Genomic DNA, 18,315 nt, shown 5'->3' on the forward strand with positions numbered 1-18,315 from the left:
CCCGTCAAAAAAATATTTCGGATTTTTAATAATCTATCCGCACATGGTAAATACTCATCAGCATCCGCTTAAATATTTCTTTAATGGTTTCAATATCCTTTAAAGTTATATTACTGTCTTTCAACTGGTTTTGATCGAGTTTATATTTCACTATCCTATCTACCAAAACACTTATCGATTCAGCATCCGGTTCTTTTAACGAGCGCGAAGCAGCCTCAACCGAGTCGGCAAGCATCAAAACCCCCGCTTCTTTGGTGAAAGGGATGGGGCCTGGATACCTAAAAATGTTCTCGTTGATGAATTTTTCAGGAAAATTCTTCAATGACGACTGGTAAAAATAATCGACCCGGGTATTGCCATGGTGTGTGCGGATAAAATCGATGATCACTTCGGGCAGGTTTGCCTTGCGTGCCATTTCGATACCCTTGCTCACGTGGCGGATGATCACCTGGGCACTTTCTTCATAAGGTAACTTATCATGCGGGTTAAAGCCCGAGCTTTGGTTTTCGATAAAGAACAACGGATTTTCCATTTTACCAATATCGTGGTACAATGCCCCTGCCCGTACCAGCAAAGCATTGCCACCAATGCTGTAAATGGCATTCTCGGCCAAATTGGCTACCTGTAACGAATGCTGAAAGGTACCGGGAGCAGTAAAGGCCAACTCGCGTAATAATGGCGCATTGGTATTGGTAAGCTCTATAAGCGTAATATCTGACGTAAGGGCGAAGATCTTCTCAAAAATGATGATCATCGGGTAAGCCAGCAAGGTGAGCATCACGCTTACTACAAAGGGCAAAAAGTCGGTCCAGTCGATATCATTGAATGTACCCTCCCTGATGAAAGTAATACCCAAAAAGGCAACAAAATAAGTAAACACAATCATTCCCGCCGAAATGAAATACTGTTCGCGGCGAAGCAGGTTTTTGATACTGTATATAGATACCATCCCCGCGGTAATCTCGTAATAAGCAAACTCGAAGCTATTGGGCACAAAAAAGCCTGCTATTAACACCACCAGCAAATGGATATTGAGCGCCAAACGGGTATCAAACAAAATGCGGATAATGATAGGTACTATACAATAAGGAATATAGTAAAGGTTGGTAGGTATCTGAAATTTGATGGCTGCCGATAATGTTGCCAACATGGCGGTGATTACCAGCAATATCAAACCAACTAAACGGTTATCGGCAAAAATATCCTTGCGGAACAGGTACAGGAATATCATTAACAGCGCTATGGCAATAGAAACCAACATAACCTGGCCGGCCAGTACCAGCACCCGGTTGCCATTTACCCGTGCATTATTTTCAAAAGCTTTTTTGTATGACTCCAGCTTTTGAAAAACATCATCGTTAATAACCGAACCTTTATAAACTATCACCTCCCCTTTTTGTACCATGCCGCGGGTTATAGATAAACCATCATAAACCTCTTTCTCTAAGCGCAGGGTAAGGTTATCATCATAATTTAAATTGCTTTGGATGCGATTTTGAAGCAGATCGAGCAAAAAGGCTTTATCCACATCCGTGCGTTTGCTTAGTACCTTATCACAGTAAGCCAAAGCTTTCTCTTTGGTGAATAGCGAATTGGTATTTTTATCGGTAGCTACATTTTTGTTTAATATGGTTACCGGGTAATTATTAGCGTGGGTAAGATATTTATCGTTCAGTTTTAAAATACCGGTATCATAAACCTCTTTTAACAATGCCGTACCGGCTTCAATGTATTTAGGCTTTAGCTTGTCATTTATACCGGCGTTATGCCATTTTATCTCCAGGTCGCTTTTAAAGCCTTCCGTTTGCTGATCGCCGGCCGCGGCATCGAGCTGATATATGGGCGTAATACTTTCGTAAGCAGTTTTCCTTTCGTTATCAATTTCCTGCCCGGTTTTTAAGATGGCGAAATTATAGGGAGATATAAGGTCCTTTTGGTTCCAGATACGTCCTTTTTCATATTCATAGCCAAATTTTGCCTGCTTGGGTAAAAAGAAAACAATAAGGCCGATGCTCACCAGCATCATCAAAAACTTAACGTTGCGGGCATATTTGCGCATTAAGGCTTTTTGCCGCGAGGTGGATAGTTTTGCCATTTATATGATTAAGCGCTCAAAAATAAGGTTTTTCAAGAAGAGTCAAGAATCAAGAATCAAGACAGGAGCCTTGCGCATTCTTAACACAACTAAGCGCTTATTTCATCCCTCGTTTCATACAACTCGCTTTTGATCTTTGCTCATTAATCATTACTCACCCAAGCTCCCTCTTAATTCTTGACTCTTAATTCTTGATTCTTATTTGCGTTTATCAAATAAAATTTGATATCTTTATGATATCATTTTAAAATCAATTTAAATCATCATGGACTCTGAAAAAATCATCAATCCGCCTTCGGGCTTTACGGTATTCTTCGCATTCCTTGCCGTATCATTAATAGCTATTATTTGTTTTTGTACAGGCATAGAAGCCCTGGGTTTTATATTGGGTTTTGTTGGCCTGTTTTTCCTAGTCCCGGGTCTTATCGTAGTTAATCCAAATGAGTCAAAGGTACTTACGCTGTTTGGCAAGTACCAGGGCACTGTTAAAAAGGATGGCTTCTTTTGGGTAAATCCATTCACTGTAAAAAAGAAGGTTTCACTAAGGGCATTTAACTTAAATGGCCAACAGCTAAAGGTTAACGATAGTATCGGCAACCCCATTGAAATTGCCGCGGTAATTGTATGGCAGATAAAAGATACGGCCAGCGCGGTTTTCGCGGTTGAAAACTATATCCAATATGTAAACATCCAAAGCGAGGCTGCTGTCAGGCACCTGGCAAACTCCTTTCCTTATGATAACCTGGAGGATGAAACAGCCACCATCACGTTACGTGGCGGTGCCGAACAAGTAAGCAGCATGCTTGAAAAAGAGCTGAACGAAAGGCTTGATCGTGCCGGTATTGAGGTATTGGAGGCGAGAATATCGCACCTGGCTTACGCGCCTGAGATTGCCCATTCCATGCTGCAAGTACAGCAAGCATCGGCCATCATAGCTGCCCGCAGGTTAATTGTAGAGGGCGCGGTAGGAATGGTTGAAATGGCCTTGAATAAACTATCAGAAAAAAATATAGTGGAGTTGGATGAAGAACGCAAAGCCGCCATGGTGAGCAATTTGTTAGTAGTATTATGTGGCGATAAAGCGGTTAATCCTGTGGTTAACACCGGCACTTTATATCATTAATAATCATGGAGCAGTACAGAAGTTTTGATCAGTTGCGTAACAACCAACTGGCTATCACCAGAACCGGTTTTTTCAGGCCTTATTTTGAGCTAAGTGGTGGTCAGTTTACTTATGGTAAACTGAGCTATGCCAGCCTATGGAAAACCAAAATGATATTAGAATCGGCACAAAATACATGGATAATTAAACGTAAAGGCGCGTTTAGCCGATCACTATTAGTTACCGATAGCAACGAGATGGAATTAGGTATTGTTACACCCGAATTATTATCAAGAAAGGTAAACCTAATGATGAATAACGGCTTTGAAGCCGTCTATCTGGCCAAAAAGTTATTTACCCGCACTTTTAGCCTAACAAGTGAACAATATGGCGATATCCTTGATATTAAAACTGAATTATGGGGTATGAAAAAGCCGTTTACAATAACGGTAGATTTAGATAAACTAAAACAAATACCTGATATGCCTTTGCTGGCCTTATTGGGGGTAAACTTAATTTTGATGAAACAGGCGCAGGCCGCGGCAGCAGGAGGTTGATATGGCGGAGAAAAAAGCATTTGTATTACGCATCAGTGCGGAGGTATTAAAGGAACTGGAAACCTGGGCCGCCGAAGAATTCAGAAGCACCAACGGGCAGATAGAATACTTGATGCAACAAGCTTTGCTGACACGTAAAAAGGGGGCGAAGAGGAAAAAAGAATAATCAGTTGGCAGTTTTCGGTTTGCAGTTAGCAGTAGTATCAACATATTGGCGCTATTCATTACCGATGAAATACTCTAATGCTCCCAATGAAGAAATTTTAAAAAATATGCCAACTGCCGGCTGCACACCGTCAATAATATTATGCATGCATAGCTTTTTACTCTCCTCAAAATAACTAAATTTGTCCTACCAATTTAATGAGGGACACATGAAAGAAGTAGTAATAGTAGCCGCTACCCGCACGCCCATAGGCAGTTTTGGGGGCAGCTTAGCCAATATTAGCGCCACACAGCTTGGGGCACAGGTTATCAAATCGGCAGTTGAAAAGGCCGGTTTACGGCCAGATCAAATTCAAGAAGTTTATATGGGGAATGTAATGTCGGCCAATTTGGGGCAGGCACCGGCTACACAGGCGGCTATATTTGCAGGCTTACCACATTTACCTGCTACTACCATAAATAAAGTTTGCGCGTCAGGCATGAAAGCTATTATGCTGGCCGCCCAAAGCATCGCCCTTGGTCAAAATGAGATTGTTGTTGCCGGCGGCATGGAAAGTATGAGCAATGTGCCCTATTACTTAGATAAAGCCCGTAACGGCTATCGCTTAGGCAACGGCCAAATTACGGATGGATTGGTGAAAGATGGTCTTTGGGATGTTTATAATGATTACCACATGGGCTCAGCAGCCGAACTTTGCGCCGTCGATTGCAACATCAGTCGCGAGGAGCAGGATGCTTTTGCTATTGAATCGTACAACCGGTCGCAAAAGGCCCAGGCCGATGGTAAGTTCAAAGACGAGATCACCCCAATCGAGCTAAAAGATAAAAAAGGTGATATCACCTTATTTGCCGATGACGAGGAACCCCAAGCTGTTAAGTTTGAAAAAATCCCTTCTTTAAAACCCGTATTTAAAAAAGACGGCACAGTAACCGCTGCCAACGCGTCCACCCTAAATGATGGTGCTGCTGCTTTGGTGTTGATGAGCCGTGAAAAGGCCGATGAACTGGGCATTAAACCGCTTGCCCGCATAGTATCTTATGCCGACGCGCAACAAGCACCGGAGTGGTTTACTACTGCGCCATCTAAAGCTATCCCACTGGCCTTACACAGAGCTGGTTTATCGGCAGATCAGATCGATTACTTTGAAATTAACGAAGCATTCTCGGTAGTTGCCATAGCCAATAATCAATTATTAAAACTCGCCCCTACAAAAGTTAACGTTAACGGTGGTGCTGTTTCCTTAGGTCACCCGCTGGGTGCATCGGGCGCACGTATCATTGTTACCTTAATTAACGTATTAAACCAAAACCAGGGCAAATTTGGCGCTGCCGGAATTTGTAACGGCGGTGGCGGTGCCAGCGCAATGGTTATTGAAAATTTACGTTAGTAGACATTTAACATCGATTGTAAAAATACTTAACCAGAGAATAGCAAAGCGGCGAAAGACTTACGAAGTTTTTAAACTTCGTAAGTTTGGCCTCTGCAAGCAATTCTCCCCAGCGCCATACTTGATAAATAATAGTATATTAGAAATATAATCCGACAAGAATCGTGACAAAAAAACTTTTTGTATCCCTTCTCCCCCTCCTGTTTTGTTTACAAACCTATGCCCAGCATTCTGACGAAAGCGCGCATATCAATCAGCTTAAATTGTATGAAGATACCCTGAAAACACTGGGTAAAACTTTTATCAATAACGAGAACGACCTGGAACGAAAAAACGCCAACTATAAGTTTATTAAAACTATGGTTAACGCGCTTAAAGTGCCCAATTCGTTTCTTTTCCCCTTTGATTCTATTAAAACCATCAGCATCCTTAACTCGCCCGATAACCGTTTTCGCATCCTTACCTGGCCTATTATGAACCAGGATGGCAGCTATCGTTTTTACGGAACGATACAAATGAACACCGGCGGCTTTTTAAAAATGTATCCGCTTGAAGACTTGTCGCCCCTGCTTAAAAACCCCGAGGATTCGGTAACCGATACCCACAAATGGCTTGGCGCGCAGTACTATAAAATTATCCCCGTTTATGCCGCTAAAACTTATTATGTGCTGATAGGCTGGAAGGGTAACACCGTAAAATCAACTAAAAAAGTGCTTGATGTGTTATCCTTCAACAATGGCGAACCAAGATTTGGGATGCCCGTTTTTGATGGCAACGGCAAAACCCGTAAAAGAGTGGTTTTTGAATACGCCCGCCAGGTATCTATGTTGTTAAGATATGTACCGGAGCAAAATCTTATTGTGTTTGATCACCTCTCTGCACCTGATGCCAAAATGAAAGATAAGCCCGAATCTTTCGGTCCCGACCTTACTTATGATGGCTACAAGCTAAAAAATGGCCGTTGGGTTTATGTAGAGCAACTGGATATGCGCAACGTACAGGACAATACCAGTGAGGCTATCGACAATGATTATGTAGACCCTAAAAAACAGGCCATCAAAGATAAAATGCTTGTTCCAACATCACATTAATTTAAGAATTAAACAACTGTTAGCAGTTAATAATCAAAATAATTCCACCACCTACTGTAACACTTTCGGTATTAAATTTCGATTTAAAAGATTTGTATTACTTTAGCACACTTAAGTTGACACATAAATGCAAGAAAAGACAGCAGCACAATCGCGCTCAATCGGAAAAATTCCAAGGGCGGTACCATTCATCATAGGCAATGAATTTGCCGAAAGGTTTAGTTTTTATGGAATGCGGAGCATTCTTGCTGTTTTTTTAGTCCATCAATTTTTCAATCACGAAAGTGATGTTGTAGCCAACGCGCACTCCAACAGTATCAACCATATGTTTTCTACATTGGTTTACGCTACCCCCCTGCTTGGAGCTATCCTGGCCGACTGGTTTTTTGGCAAATACCGCGTAATTTTAATTGGCTCCTTAATTTATACCATCGGTCACTTCCTGTTATCGATGTTTGATACCAACCTGGCCGGCTTTCAAACCGGCTTAATTATTATAGCATTTTCGGCAGGCGCTATAAAATCGTGCGTATCGGCTAACGTGGGCGATCAGTTTGATCATAGTAACCAGCATTTAATGAGTACCATTTACAGTTGGTTTTACTTCAGCATCAATGCAGGTTCAATGGTTAGCTTGTTTTTGATCCCTTTAATTTACGATAAGTTTGGCGCGGCCTGGGCATTTGGTGTACCGGGCATTTTAATGGCGTTGGCTACTGCTATATTCTTTTCGGGTAGTAAAAGTTATGTTAAGCTACCGGCAAAAGGTATTAACAAAGCCAATTTTGTTTCGGTTAGTTTTTATGCCCTAATGCGTAAAATCAGGCCGCTGGAGCCTGGCACTGCCTGGGAACAGACAGAAGCTAAATATGGTCATGAAAAAGTTGACGGTATTAAAGCTGTTTGGCGCATTATGGCCGTTTTTGCATTTATACCTGTCTTTTGGTCGTTATGGGATATGAACAGTGCCGAGTGGGTATTACAATCAACCAAACTTGATCTTAGCCTGGGCATTTTCGGCTGGACCATCCTTCCATCGCAAATACAAACCGTAAACGCGGTATTTTTATTGGTGATGATCCCTTTGTTTAACTTCGGTTTTTATCCTTTGGCAAAAAAGCTGGGCTTAAAGTTAACGCCGTTACGCAAAATAGGCTTTGGCTTACTGGTTACCGCTGGTAGCTTTTTAATCATAGCCCTATTGCAGGAAAAAGTTGATAAAGGTTTACACCCATCTGTTTGGTGGCAAATTTTGGCATATGCGGTATTATCTGCCGGTGAAGTTTTAGTTTCATTAGTTGGCTTGGAGTACGCTTATACGCAATCTCCTATCTCTATGAAAAGTACCATGACTGCCATTTGGTATTTTACTTATTCAGTAGGTTCATTCTTTAATACCATTGTAAATAACAGCATTGCAAAAGGTGGTTTTTATGCCCGTTTTACCGGCGCATCATTCTATTGGTTGTTCACAGGCATATGTCTTGGTTTCTTTGTATTGTTCCTTTTTGTTAGTCCGCGTTTAAAAGAAAAAGCTTATCTGGCATCAGATGTTTTAGCTGATGGATTAGATATTCGCGATGATAAAGTAACAGAAATTCATCCCGATAACCCAATTGTATAATAAAAGTTGTTGTTTTGTGTTTTATTTGATCACACATCTGAATACTAAGTGCCAGACAGCATAGTTATTATACCGACTTATAACGAGAAGGAAAACATCGAAAAGATGATTCGTAAGGTGTTTTCCCTTCCTCATGATTTTCATATCCTCATCATTGATGACGGATCGCCGGATGGTACAGCCACCATTGTAAAAAGTTTAATGAACGTATATCCCGAACAGCTCTTTATAGAAGAACGCGCCGGGAAACAGGGTTTGGGCACCGCCTACATCCATGGTTTTAAATGGGCCATAGCGCATCATTACGACTATATTTTTGAGATGGATGCAGATTTTTCGCATAACCCGGATGACCTGCTCAAACTAAGACAAGCCTGTATTGACGGCGCCGATGCCGCCATAGGATCGCGCTACAGCACGGGGGTTAACGTGGTAAACTGGCCCATGAGCCGGGTATTGATGAGCTACTTTGCATCGGTATATGTACGCTTTATCACCGGGATAGATGTTGCCGATTCAACAGCAGGCTTTATGTGCTATAAGCGCAAGGTACTGGAAACCATACAGCTTGATAAAATTAAATTTGTGGGCTACGCCTTTCAAATTGAAATGAAGTATACCACTATTAAGCATGGCTTTAGCCTGGTAGAAGTGCCCATTATATTCATCAATCGCATCATGGGCACCTCCAAAATGTCGGGCGGAATATTCAAAGAAGCTTTTTTTGGGGTGATCCAAATGAAGATCAACAGCATTTTCAGGAAATATCCGGAAGGGTAGCCGAAGGCTAAAAGCAGAAAGCTGAAAGCAAAAAAGCTTTTGGCATTTAGCTTTCTGCTTTTAGCTAAAAAAAGCTAATTTCGTTGGTAATGAATGAGCACCTTGATCCCGCGCCGGAACGCCTCAGCAATACCGAACGTGATATTGAAAAAGTTTTACGTCCGCAGCAGTTTGAGGATTTTACCGGTCAGCATAAAATATTAGCCAACTTAAAAGTATTTGTACAGGCTGCCCGCCAGCGTGGCGAGGCACTTGACCATGTGCTGTTGCATGGCCCTCCGGGTTTGGGCAAAACTACCCTATCGCACATTGTGGCTAATGAAATGGGGGTAGGTATTAAAATAACATCGGGTCCTGTGCTGGATAAACCCGGCGATCTGGCTGGCCTACTCACCAACCTGGAGACAGGCGATATCCTTTTTATTGACGAGATACACCGTTTAAGTCCGCTGGTGGAGGAATATTTGTACTCTGCCATGGAAGATTTTAAGATAGATATTATGCTGGAGAGCGGCCCCAACGCCCGATCGGTACAAATCTCATTAAACCCATTTACCCTTGTTGGTGCTACCACCCGGTCGGGCTTGCTTACAGCCCCATTAAGGGCTCGGTTTGGGATAAATGCCCGGTTAGAGTATTACGACGCCAAACTGCTTACCACCATTGTACTACGTTCGGCATCGATATTAAAAACCCCCATGACAGATGAGGGTGCTTACGAAATTGCAAGGCGCAGCCGCGGTACACCGCGTATTGCCAATGCCCTGTTACGCCGTACCCGCGATTTTGCCCAGATAAAAGGCGATGGTAATATTGACACCGCGATAGCTAAATACGCCCTCAATGCTCTTAATGTTGATGAACATGGTCTTGATGAAATGGACAACAAAATATTGGTGACCATTATTGACAAGTTTAAAGGCGGCCCTGTAGGTTTAAAAACTATTGCCACAGCCGTTGGTGAGGATGAAGGTACTATTGAAGAAGTGTACGAACCATTTTTAATACAGGAAGGCTTTTTAATGCGCACAGCCCGCGGTCGTGAGGCTACCGAGAGTGCCTATAAACACCTGGGTAAAATAAAATTAGGGGGCAGTCAAACCTTATTTTAAGCAAGCCAATTAAAACTTACATTACCATACATTAACCATGAAAACCAAACTAAACCAAGGCTTTAAACTGGTATTAGCTGTGCTGGCATTTAATATATGCTGTGTGGCTATAGCAAAAGCCCAAACAACAATCCCTACGCCTACAACGCCCATGGTGCCCAATAAGCCCCTGGCTTTACCTGCCGATACAGCAGCCAAATTAAAAAACGATACGTCGCTTAAAAAAAAAGACACCGTAATAGTAAAAAAGGTACCAACCGGACCAAAAGTGGGCATAGCGGGCTTAAACCACGATCACATACACCTGATACTAAATGAATACCGCAACGGTAACGTAAACCTTGTTGGCATTGCCGAGCCCGATAAAAAGTTATGGGAAAAGTACGGCAAAATGTACGGCGTACCCGATTCCCTGTTTTTTGACGATTTGAAAACCATGTGCCAAAAACGTAAACCGGTAATTGTACTGGGCTATAATGCCGTTGGCAAACACATTGATATTGTGGAAACCTGCGCCCCCATGGGCATCAGCGTAATGGTTGAAAAACCTTTGGCTGCTACATTGGATCAAGCTAAACGCATGGAGTTTTTAGCCCTTAAATATTACATCAGCCTGCTTACCAATTACGAAACTACCTGGTACCCATCAGTGCAAAGTGCTTACAATACTATTAAAACAGATAGTGTGGGTGTGATACGTAAAATGGTATTCCATGACGGCCACCAGGGACCAAAGGAAATTGGTTGCAGCGATGATTTTTTAGCCTGGCTTACAGATCCGGTACTGAATGGCGCGGGCGCTTTAAATGATTTTGGCTGCTATGGTGCCGATATGATGACCTGGATGATGAAAGGTCAAAAACCCATTGCGGTAACCGCCATTGCCCGCCATTACAAGCCGGGCGTATATCCAAAAGTTGAAGACGATGCCACCATTATAGTGGAGTACCCGGATGCCACCGGCTTGATAGAAGCCTCATGGAACTGGCCTTTTGGTATCAAGGACATGGAAGTTTTTGGAGCCAAGGGTTACATACACACTTTTGATAAAGACAGCCTGGAGGTAAAGATCAACAACCAGGTACGCAGCTTTAAAGCAACACCTTTAGCAAGCCCGGCAGATGCGCCTGTGCCTTACTTTACCTACGCGCTTAAAAACCCGCTACAGGTACGTAATGATCGTTCATCGTTAAAAAACAATATGGTGGTAATGATGATACTTGATGCCGCTAAAAGATCGATTAAGGAAGGTAAGCGAATAGTTCTTTAAGAAGAATCAAGAGGTTAGAGTCAAGAATCAAGACAAAACTCCCCAAAGTCATGTCATTGCGAGTTATAAAATCCGGGACTTGAAGGTGGAGATGACGTAAGAACTACCTTCTACACCCTGTCATTCTGAGGCACGAAGAATCTTCTTCGGTATAAAAGTCTACATTTAGCAGGGCGAAGAAAATCCTTCGTTCCTCAGGATGACAAACATTTTTTACAAAACGTCATGGGTAGGTACAAAGCATTCTCACGCGTTAAAGCCGCGCTATAAAGTTTGCGATTGCTTCGGACCTGGCAACGACCTTAATGTGTAGTTGTCTTGATTCTTGACTCTTAATTCTTGATTCTTTTCTAAATATTATCTTAATTTCGCCATTGTTGAATAAATTAAAAAATTATCATCTCACTATGATCAAGAAAGCTTTTGTGTGGCTAACGGTATGCACCATGGGTGCATTATCATGCCAGTCTAAACCAGCCGATAAAACACCTGCAAACGCTGCAGCGGCAACTTCAAGCGCAAAACCTGCCGCGGATAATACGGCCATTATGGGCCGCAAACAAGTGCCTGTTGTTTGTTATCACCAGATACGCGATTGGAAACCTACCGATTCAAAAGGAGCAAAAGATTACATTATACCTATCGCTGCTTTTAAGGAACACATCAAAATGCTGGCCGATAGTGGTTATCACACCATCTTGCCCGATCAGCTATACAACTACCTTACCAAGGGTACCCCGCTGCCAAGCAAACCCATCATGCTAACCTTTGATGATACCGACCTTGACCAGTTTACCATTGCTAACCCTACACTTAAAAAGTACGGTTTTAAAGGCGTTTATTTTGTAATGACCGTATCATTAGGTCGCCCGCATTACATGACCAACGAGATGGTTAAAACCCTATCTGACGAAGGCAACATCATTGGCAGCCATACCTGGGATCATCACCGTGTTGACAAATACACCCACAATGGTGTATTAAAAATTATTGGCAAAAACGGCAAAATAACCAACAAACCAGTTGATGACTGGGTTACCCAGATTGACAAACCAACCAAAAAATTGGAAGAAATTACCGGTAAAAAAATAGATTATTTCGCCTACCCATTTGGCGTATGGAAAAAACCTGTATTACCAGAAATTCAGAAAAGAGGATTCAAAATAGCTTTCCAGCTTGCTGATAAACGCGATCCGGATTATCCGTTGATGACTGTGCGCCGTATATTAGATAGCGGTTACTGGACAACTAAAACTTTCAGCAACAGCGTAAGGCATAGCTTTTAAGGGCAGCCCCCCATGAAATCATATTTTAAACGGCCCTTTTTTCAAGGGCCGTTTTGTTGACGTGCTCATATTATGACGTAGTATTATCTTTTCGAGCATTCCCATCTTTGCCCTTAGGAATTAATGGAGCCAAGGCATCGATATCATCATATTCTATTCCTATCACACCTATTACTCCCTCTGCAATGGATAGTTGTGTATACATCGGAAAATAAGGGGCAATCTCTTGATAATTTCCCACTCGATCCGTTAAATATTTCCCAAATTTCCTTGTTGGCAAGATCAAAATGCCACCGATAATTTGTTTTTGTATAATACCTAATGCAATTTTATTAAGAGCTCTATGCGATGAGGAAATATTACCAGTTTCCCACTCAACTGCGAAAGGGCCATAGTTAGTTATTTTAACCGCATCAATTGGCCCCGGGTTCATTCCAAGAGCAAGCGCCATTTTATTTTCTGGCAACCAGTGCATTTCTTTTAGATAAGCAATAAAATTCGCTTTTATTGGGAATACGCCATTTCCTTTAGAAACGGGATTTACAATAAATTTGGAAGAATCATGCCAGGAGACACATTGTATTCCTCCGTGGATCTCTTTCATTATAGATTGAAACTCTTCCGACTCACTGAAAGTTCCGGTTTTAATTAAATAGTTTTCAAACTCTATCCTCATTTAGTTTCTGTTCTACAATAGCAATAATTTCTGATGGCATTTTCTTTAATGTTGGAGCCATTTTAAAAAGAGTAGCAATGGTTGGTGTCCTTAAGCCCCTTTCTAACAACGAAATGTAAGTCCTGTCTAATTCACTATTCAGAGCCAGAATCTCCTGAGTAACACCAGTATTTTCACGAAGATTTTTTAAAACCTGACCAAATATTTTTTCCAACATATCAATGACAAATTCACGTTTTTATTCTACCCCAACAACAGACTATAGTCTGCAAATTTTATCGTATATTTGATCGATATTGACAGTATATGAAAGAAAAGGACAGTTTTTTCAAGGTTTTAGGTATAGATGGAAAGGACAAAAAGACTTTACAGCTAATTGCTGAAGATTTAAATATTTCATTGAAAACACTTAATTATTACAACCTCAATTCAATATTACCGCCTGATAATGAGCTGGAAAAAATGGCGACTTATTTCAAAATAAACCGATATCAAATTATGATTGGCATGGGCATTTATAATCAAGAATTGAAAGAACTATTAAGTCAACAGGCTGCTAAAATTGCGCAAGGATTATCACATATAAAAACGAGGCCTACTATAAACCACGAACAGGTTTTTACAACCTCACTGGGGCAGCTCTTCGAGGGCGATTGCCTCAGCCTGATGCCCACAATAGAGAGTGGTTCCGTTGATCTCGTATTTGCTGACCCGCCATTTAATTTGGATAAACTTTATCCCTCAAATATGGATGATAACATTGCGTCGTCGGAATATATCAGATGGACGGAACAATGGCTCTCAGAATGCATACGAATCTTAAAACCCGGAGGAAGTTTATTTTTATGGAATATACCTAAATGGAACACCTACTTCAGCGAATTTTTAAATCATCGGCTTAATTTCAGACACTGGATAGCAACAGATATTAAATATTCGTTGCCTATTTCATCTCGCTTATATCCTTCACATTATGGCTTACTGTATTATATAAAACAGGAAAAAGCTTCGGTGTTTAAGCCTGATCGTCTGAAAATGGAAACATGCCAACATTGTTATCGGGAGTTAAGAGACTATGGAGGTTATAAAGATAAAATGAATCCATCGGGAATAAACATGCCTGATGTTTGGTATGATATCCCTCCTGTGAGACATTCAAAGCATAAAAAAAGGAAGGACGCTAATGAATTATCAATTAAATTATTAGATAGAATTATAGAGATGGCTACCGTTGAAGGAGATATTGTTTTCGATCCTTTTGGAGGCTCTGGCACTACTTATCTTGTTGCCGAACTTAAACGTCGAAAATGGATAGGAATAGAACTCGGCCCCACTGAAGTGATAGTTGATCGACTAAAAAATAAAGCAGAGGAGGAAGACCATCTGAATAAATATCGTGAAAATTACAATCAATTATTCCCCGAAAAAATAAAAAAGGAAAGAATAAAAAGGGGAATTTGGACAGATGACTCCTTCAAACCAGAAATGAAAGACCACCAAATTTCTTTAGGACTTTTCATAGGCAACAAGTCATTACTATCTCAAACTAAGTAAAGGCAAAGTTAAGAAAGCAAATAAGATAGGATATTTCAGCAAAAAGCCCGCTATTCACATAGCGGGCTTTTCTATTTTATATAGCTACTAAAAATTAGTGAGCGTGGTGACCATCCGGACCATGCGCGTGGCCGTGTGATAATTCTTCGGGGGTAGCTGGGCGGACGTTAAGGATGTTACCTTTAAAGTGAAGCTCCTGGCCGGCCATTGGGTGGTTAAGGTCAACAATTACCGCGTCTTCTGCAATTGATACTACCTGGGCCTGGAAACGGTTACCGTTGTTATCCTGTAAAGGCAAAATGCTGCCAATTTCAGGAATTTCAGTTCCCTGGAACATTTCTTTAGGCAGGTTGGCTACTGCTTCTTCATCATATTCGCCATAAGCATCGCCGGCTGTCAAACGAAACTCATAGGTATCGCCTGTTGATAGGGTGCTTAGGTTTTCTTCAAATTTAGGCAGCATCTGGCCGGCACCAAATAAAAAGGTTAATGGCTGTTCTTCTGTGGCACTTTCCTGTAATACTTCGGTACCATCCTGGTCAACATACAAATCGTAAGTTAATGACACTACGTGCTGTGGTTCAATCTTCATTGGAATTGTTTTTTTTAAATAAGCAATCAAGCCGTCATTTGTTTTAAAGCGTCGGCCGTGTTATGAGCAGGTAGTCCGCAGGTTTTATCTTTACAAATAAAAATCTGTGTAGATGCACCAAACTTATCCTGCAGCAAAGGTAAACTTCCTTTATTACCACCCAATATTATTTTATTGGGGATGTAATTATTTTCAATTTCCCTTCTAACAGTCTCGGTATCGTTACCTGTTATCGCAACTTCGTAAACTCCAAAAACCTCATCGAGCAAAAGCATTGTCCAGTTTGAATAGGCCGTACCATACTTTGCAAGCTGCGGCATAATATTGCGTAACAGCTGTGCCGAAACCGCTGCATAACTTTCGTTATCAAAAAGCAGGCCCAACTTTTTAAGATTACGTGCCATTGCCGAATTACTGGCCGGCGTAACCCCATCCATAATTTCAGATTTCCGGGCTATCAGTTGCTCTTCATCGTCGGCGGTGTAAAAGAAAACACCGTTGGCTTCATCATAATAATGGGCTATGGCGGTATCTGTAAGGCTTTTTGCCTGCTCAAGCCAATACTCGTTAAAGCTTACTTCATAAAGGGCGATGAAGGCATCAATGATGTTGGCGTAATCATCTAAAAAAGCTACCGTATTACCGCTTTTATAAACCCTTGAAAGCCTGCCATTTTGGCTTATCAGGTTTTCAAGTATAAAATTGGCGTTTTTTAAAGCCAGGTCTAAATAAGCTGGTTTAGTAAACGCACGGTAGGCTTCGCAAAGGCCTTTGAGCATTAAACCATTCCACGATGCCAGGATCTTGTTATCTAAACCTGGCCTTACCCTTTGGCCGCGGGCATCCAATACTTTTTTACGGGAGGCTTTTATTCGCGATAGCAGGTCGTCAACACCCAGGCCTAATTTCCCGGCCAGTTCCTCATCCGTTTCTTTGCGGAACAGCACGTTTGAGTGCTCCTCTTCCCAGTTGCCATCTTCGGTAATATGATAGTAGATGCAAAACAGATCTGTATCATCGCCTAAAATCCTCGAAATTTCGGCTTTAGTAAAAATGTAAAACTTACCTTCTACCCCTTCGCTATCGGCATCAAGGGCTGAGTAAAAACCAAGATCGGCCGAGGCCAGTTCTGTTATGCTGAAGTGAATGATTTGATCAACTACCTGCCTGTACAACTCATCGGGTTGCCAGGTATAAGCTTCCGAGTACAGGGTGATAAGCTGCGCATTATCATACAGCATTTTCTCAAAATGCGGTACGTGCCACCTGCCATCAACAGCGTAACGTGCAAAGCCGCCACCTATATGGTCATAAATGCCTCCATAAGCCATTTTATGCAGCGTAAGCTTTACCTGTTTAGCAATTTCGTCGTCCTGCATTAAATGGGCGTATCGCATCAGTAATAACCAGTTATTGGGCATCGGGAATTTAGGGGCATTGCCGGTGCCGCCTTCATATTTATCAAAATAGCGTTTCCAGTTGTCAGCTATCAGTTGCAGATCATCTTTGGTGTATTCGGGCTGTTCGGCTATAAACTGTACCGATTCATATTTTTGGATACCATCGGTTAGTCTCACGGCATATTCTTCGGCTTCCTCGGGCTTTTGTTTGTAAAAATCGGCCAGGTTAAACAGCAGGGATGTCCAATCGTTTTTTCGGAAGTAGGTACCGCCATAAATGGGTCGCTGGTCGGGCAGGCAAATACAATTTAGCGGCCATCCGCCACGGCCGCTCATGAGTTGTACCGCGCTCATGTAAATCTGATCAACGTCGGGGCGCTCTTCCCTATCTACCTTAATACAAACAAAAAACTCGTTCATTACGGCTGCAACGGACTCATCCTCAAAGCTCTCATGCTCCATTACATGGCACCAGTGACAGGCCGAGTAACCTATGCTCACCAATATCAGTTTATTTTCGGCTTTGGCTTTATCTAAGGCTTCTTTACCCCAGGGATACCAGTTAACCGGGTTATTGGCGTGTTGTAATAAATAGGGTGATGTAGAATTGGCAAGACTATTCATAGATTGCAAATGTGCAGATATAATTGCATCTGTAAGTTAAAGAAGATTTATTTGGAAAAGTTTTACGCGTGTTTGATTAAAAGCTGAATATTAAATAACCGTTACAGTAACATCATATATCCCATAAAAGTAAAGAGAATGTCTTGGTTAATGCTTTTACCAAATGTTATTATATATTTGTTTTTATATAAACTTTCAAGGTAAAAAATGCTCAAGTACTCCAAACAGACCAGGTTATTATTAGCGGTTGATTGTATCATTTTTGGATTTGACGGCGAGGTGTTAAAAATCTTGCTGATTAAAAGAGATTTTCAGCCCGAAAAAGGAAACTGGAGTTTGATGGGGGGCTTTGTGCAAAACGATGAAAGTTTAGACCAGGCGGCCAATCGCATCCTTAACCAGCTCACCGGCCTGGAAGGTGTTTATCTTGAACAATTATATACTTACGGCGATCCTAACCGCGATCCGATGGAGCGTACCGTATCTGTGGCTTATTTCGCGCTGATAGATATCCACAAATATGAAACCCAGCTAAGCACCGATTATCATGCCGAGTGGTTTCAGCTTAAACGTACCCCAAAACTGATATTTGATCAGCAGGAAATGGTGGAGCAGGCACGCAAACGCATACGTTACAAGGCTGCCATGCACCCTATTTTATTTGAGCTGCTGCCTACAAAATTTACCATACCGCAGTTACAAATCCTGTACGAAAGCGTTTTTAATACCACTATTGATAAACGCAATTTCAGTAAGCGGGTATTGGCTACCGGTTTGCTCATTAAACTGGCCGATAAGGATAAAGCAGGCTCAAAACGTGGCGCCTATTACTACCAGCTTAATATGCAAAACTATTACGCCAAATTCCAGGCGTTTATGAACTTTATACCCAATCCCGATACTTTGTAGAAACTTTTTTCTGCAAGCTGTGCAAGCTAACTGGCTTTATATAAACAAGCAATAAAAACCTGGCTATAACTATTGGTTAACAATGGTTTA

General features: G+C 41.6%; 17 protein-coding genes. 12 read left to right on the forward strand and 5 right to left on the reverse strand.

The genetic code is table 11. From position 1 onward, the window contains the following. Window positions 1-25: 25 nt before the first annotated feature. The gene (locus tag QWZ17_RS08710; protein WP_290304767.1) at window positions 26-2,095 is read right to left on the reverse strand and encodes an HD family phosphohydrolase; all 2,070 of its coding nucleotides are present in this window, start codon (window positions 2,093-2,095) and stop codon (window positions 26-28) included. A gap of 265 nt (window positions 2,096-2,360) precedes the next feature. On the opposite strand from QWZ17_RS08710, the gene QWZ17_RS08715 reads away from it, so the two are divergent. From QWZ17_RS08715 to QWZ17_RS08760, 10 genes are all read left to right on the forward strand, one after another. Further along, a complete protein-coding gene (locus QWZ17_RS08715) occupies window positions 2,361-3,218 on the forward strand; it encodes an SPFH domain-containing protein (protein WP_290304768.1) in 858 nt (285 codons plus the stop codon). Window positions 3,219-3,223: 5 nt separating this feature from the next. Then, window positions 3,224-3,754, forward strand: a complete 531-nt coding sequence (locus QWZ17_RS08720) for a hypothetical protein (RefSeq protein ID WP_290304769.1) — start codon at window positions 3,224-3,226, stop codon at window positions 3,752-3,754. A 1-nt stretch (window position 3,755) separates the two neighbouring features. Beyond that, entirely contained in the window at window positions 3,756-3,920 is a 165-nt protein-coding gene (locus QWZ17_RS08725) for a type II toxin-antitoxin system antitoxin (protein ID WP_290304770.1), read from the forward strand. 208 nt (window positions 3,921-4,128) lie between these two features. After that, window positions 4,129-5,307, forward strand: coding sequence for an acetyl-CoA C-acyltransferase (locus tag QWZ17_RS08730; protein ID WP_290304771.1), 1,179 nt, complete (start codon window positions 4,129-4,131; stop codon window positions 5,305-5,307). Between the two features lie 164 nt (window positions 5,308-5,471). Continuing rightward, a complete protein-coding gene (locus tag QWZ17_RS08735) occupies window positions 5,472-6,398 on the forward strand; it encodes a hypothetical protein (RefSeq protein WP_290304772.1) in 927 nt (308 codons plus the stop codon). A gap of 127 nt (window positions 6,399-6,525) precedes the next feature. Next, window positions 6,526-8,022 carry a POT-type proton-dependent oligopeptide transporter gene (locus tag QWZ17_RS08740; RefSeq protein WP_290304773.1) on the forward strand — a complete coding sequence of 499 codons (1,497 nt, stop codon included), beginning with the start codon at window positions 6,526-6,528 and terminating at the stop codon, window positions 8,020-8,022. Window positions 8,023-8,070: 48 nt separating this feature from the next. Then, window positions 8,071-8,802, forward strand: coding sequence for a polyprenol monophosphomannose synthase (locus QWZ17_RS08745; RefSeq protein WP_290304774.1), 732 nt, complete (start codon window positions 8,071-8,073; stop codon window positions 8,800-8,802). Between the two features lie 89 nt (window positions 8,803-8,891). After that, the gene (gene ruvB, locus QWZ17_RS08750; RefSeq protein WP_290304775.1) at window positions 8,892-9,914 is read left to right on the forward strand and encodes a Holliday junction branch migration DNA helicase RuvB; all 1,023 of its coding nucleotides are present in this window, start codon (window positions 8,892-8,894) and stop codon (window positions 9,912-9,914) included. A 37-nt stretch (window positions 9,915-9,951) separates the two neighbouring features. Then, window positions 9,952-11,184 carry a Gfo/Idh/MocA family protein gene (locus QWZ17_RS08755; RefSeq protein ID WP_290304776.1) on the forward strand — a complete coding sequence of 411 codons (1,233 nt, stop codon included), beginning with the start codon at window positions 9,952-9,954 and terminating at the stop codon, window positions 11,182-11,184. 407 nt (window positions 11,185-11,591) lie between these two features. Continuing rightward, window positions 11,592-12,470, forward strand: coding sequence for a polysaccharide deacetylase family protein (locus QWZ17_RS08760; RefSeq protein WP_290304777.1), 879 nt, complete (start codon window positions 11,592-11,594; stop codon window positions 12,468-12,470). 70 nt (window positions 12,471-12,540) lie between these two features. Here the strand turns inward: QWZ17_RS08760 and QWZ17_RS08765 are convergent, their stop codons facing one another. Further along, entirely contained in the window at window positions 12,541-13,146 is a 606-nt protein-coding gene (locus QWZ17_RS08765) for a PDDEXK family nuclease (RefSeq protein ID WP_290304778.1), read from the reverse strand. After that, a complete protein-coding gene (locus QWZ17_RS08770; protein ID WP_290304779.1) occupies window positions 13,130-13,363 on the reverse strand; it encodes a helix-turn-helix domain-containing protein in 234 nt (77 codons plus the stop codon). The genes QWZ17_RS08765 and QWZ17_RS08770 overlap by 17 nt, the downstream gene beginning before the upstream one ends. 89 nt (window positions 13,364-13,452) lie before the next feature. Between QWZ17_RS08770 and QWZ17_RS08775 the strand changes: the two genes are divergently transcribed. Then, window positions 13,453-14,700, forward strand: a complete 1,248-nt coding sequence (locus QWZ17_RS08775) for a DNA-methyltransferase (RefSeq protein ID WP_290304780.1) — start codon at window positions 13,453-13,455, stop codon at window positions 14,698-14,700. 94 nt (window positions 14,701-14,794) lie between these two features. Here QWZ17_RS08775 and QWZ17_RS08780 read toward each other — a convergent pair whose 3' ends face one another. Next, window positions 14,795-15,292: an FKBP-type peptidyl-prolyl cis-trans isomerase gene (locus tag QWZ17_RS08780; protein ID WP_290304781.1), complete on the reverse strand. Its 498-nt coding sequence runs from the start codon at window positions 15,290-15,292 to the stop codon at window positions 14,795-14,797. Between the two features lie 26 nt (window positions 15,293-15,318). Beyond that, entirely contained in the window at window positions 15,319-17,316 is a 1,998-nt protein-coding gene (locus QWZ17_RS08785; RefSeq protein WP_290304782.1) for a thioredoxin domain-containing protein, read from the reverse strand. Between the two features lie 207 nt (window positions 17,317-17,523). Here QWZ17_RS08785 and QWZ17_RS08790 point away from each other — a divergent pair, with 207 nt between their 5' ends. Next, entirely contained in the window at window positions 17,524-18,225 is a 702-nt protein-coding gene (locus QWZ17_RS08790; protein WP_290304783.1) for an NUDIX hydrolase, read from the forward strand. Window positions 18,226-18,315: the final 90 nt, after the last annotated feature.

The sequence above is a fragment of the Mucilaginibacter flavus genome (genome assembly GCF_030409315.1).
Classification (GTDB): Bacteria; Bacteroidota; Bacteroidia; order Sphingobacteriales; family Sphingobacteriaceae; genus Mucilaginibacter; species Mucilaginibacter flavus.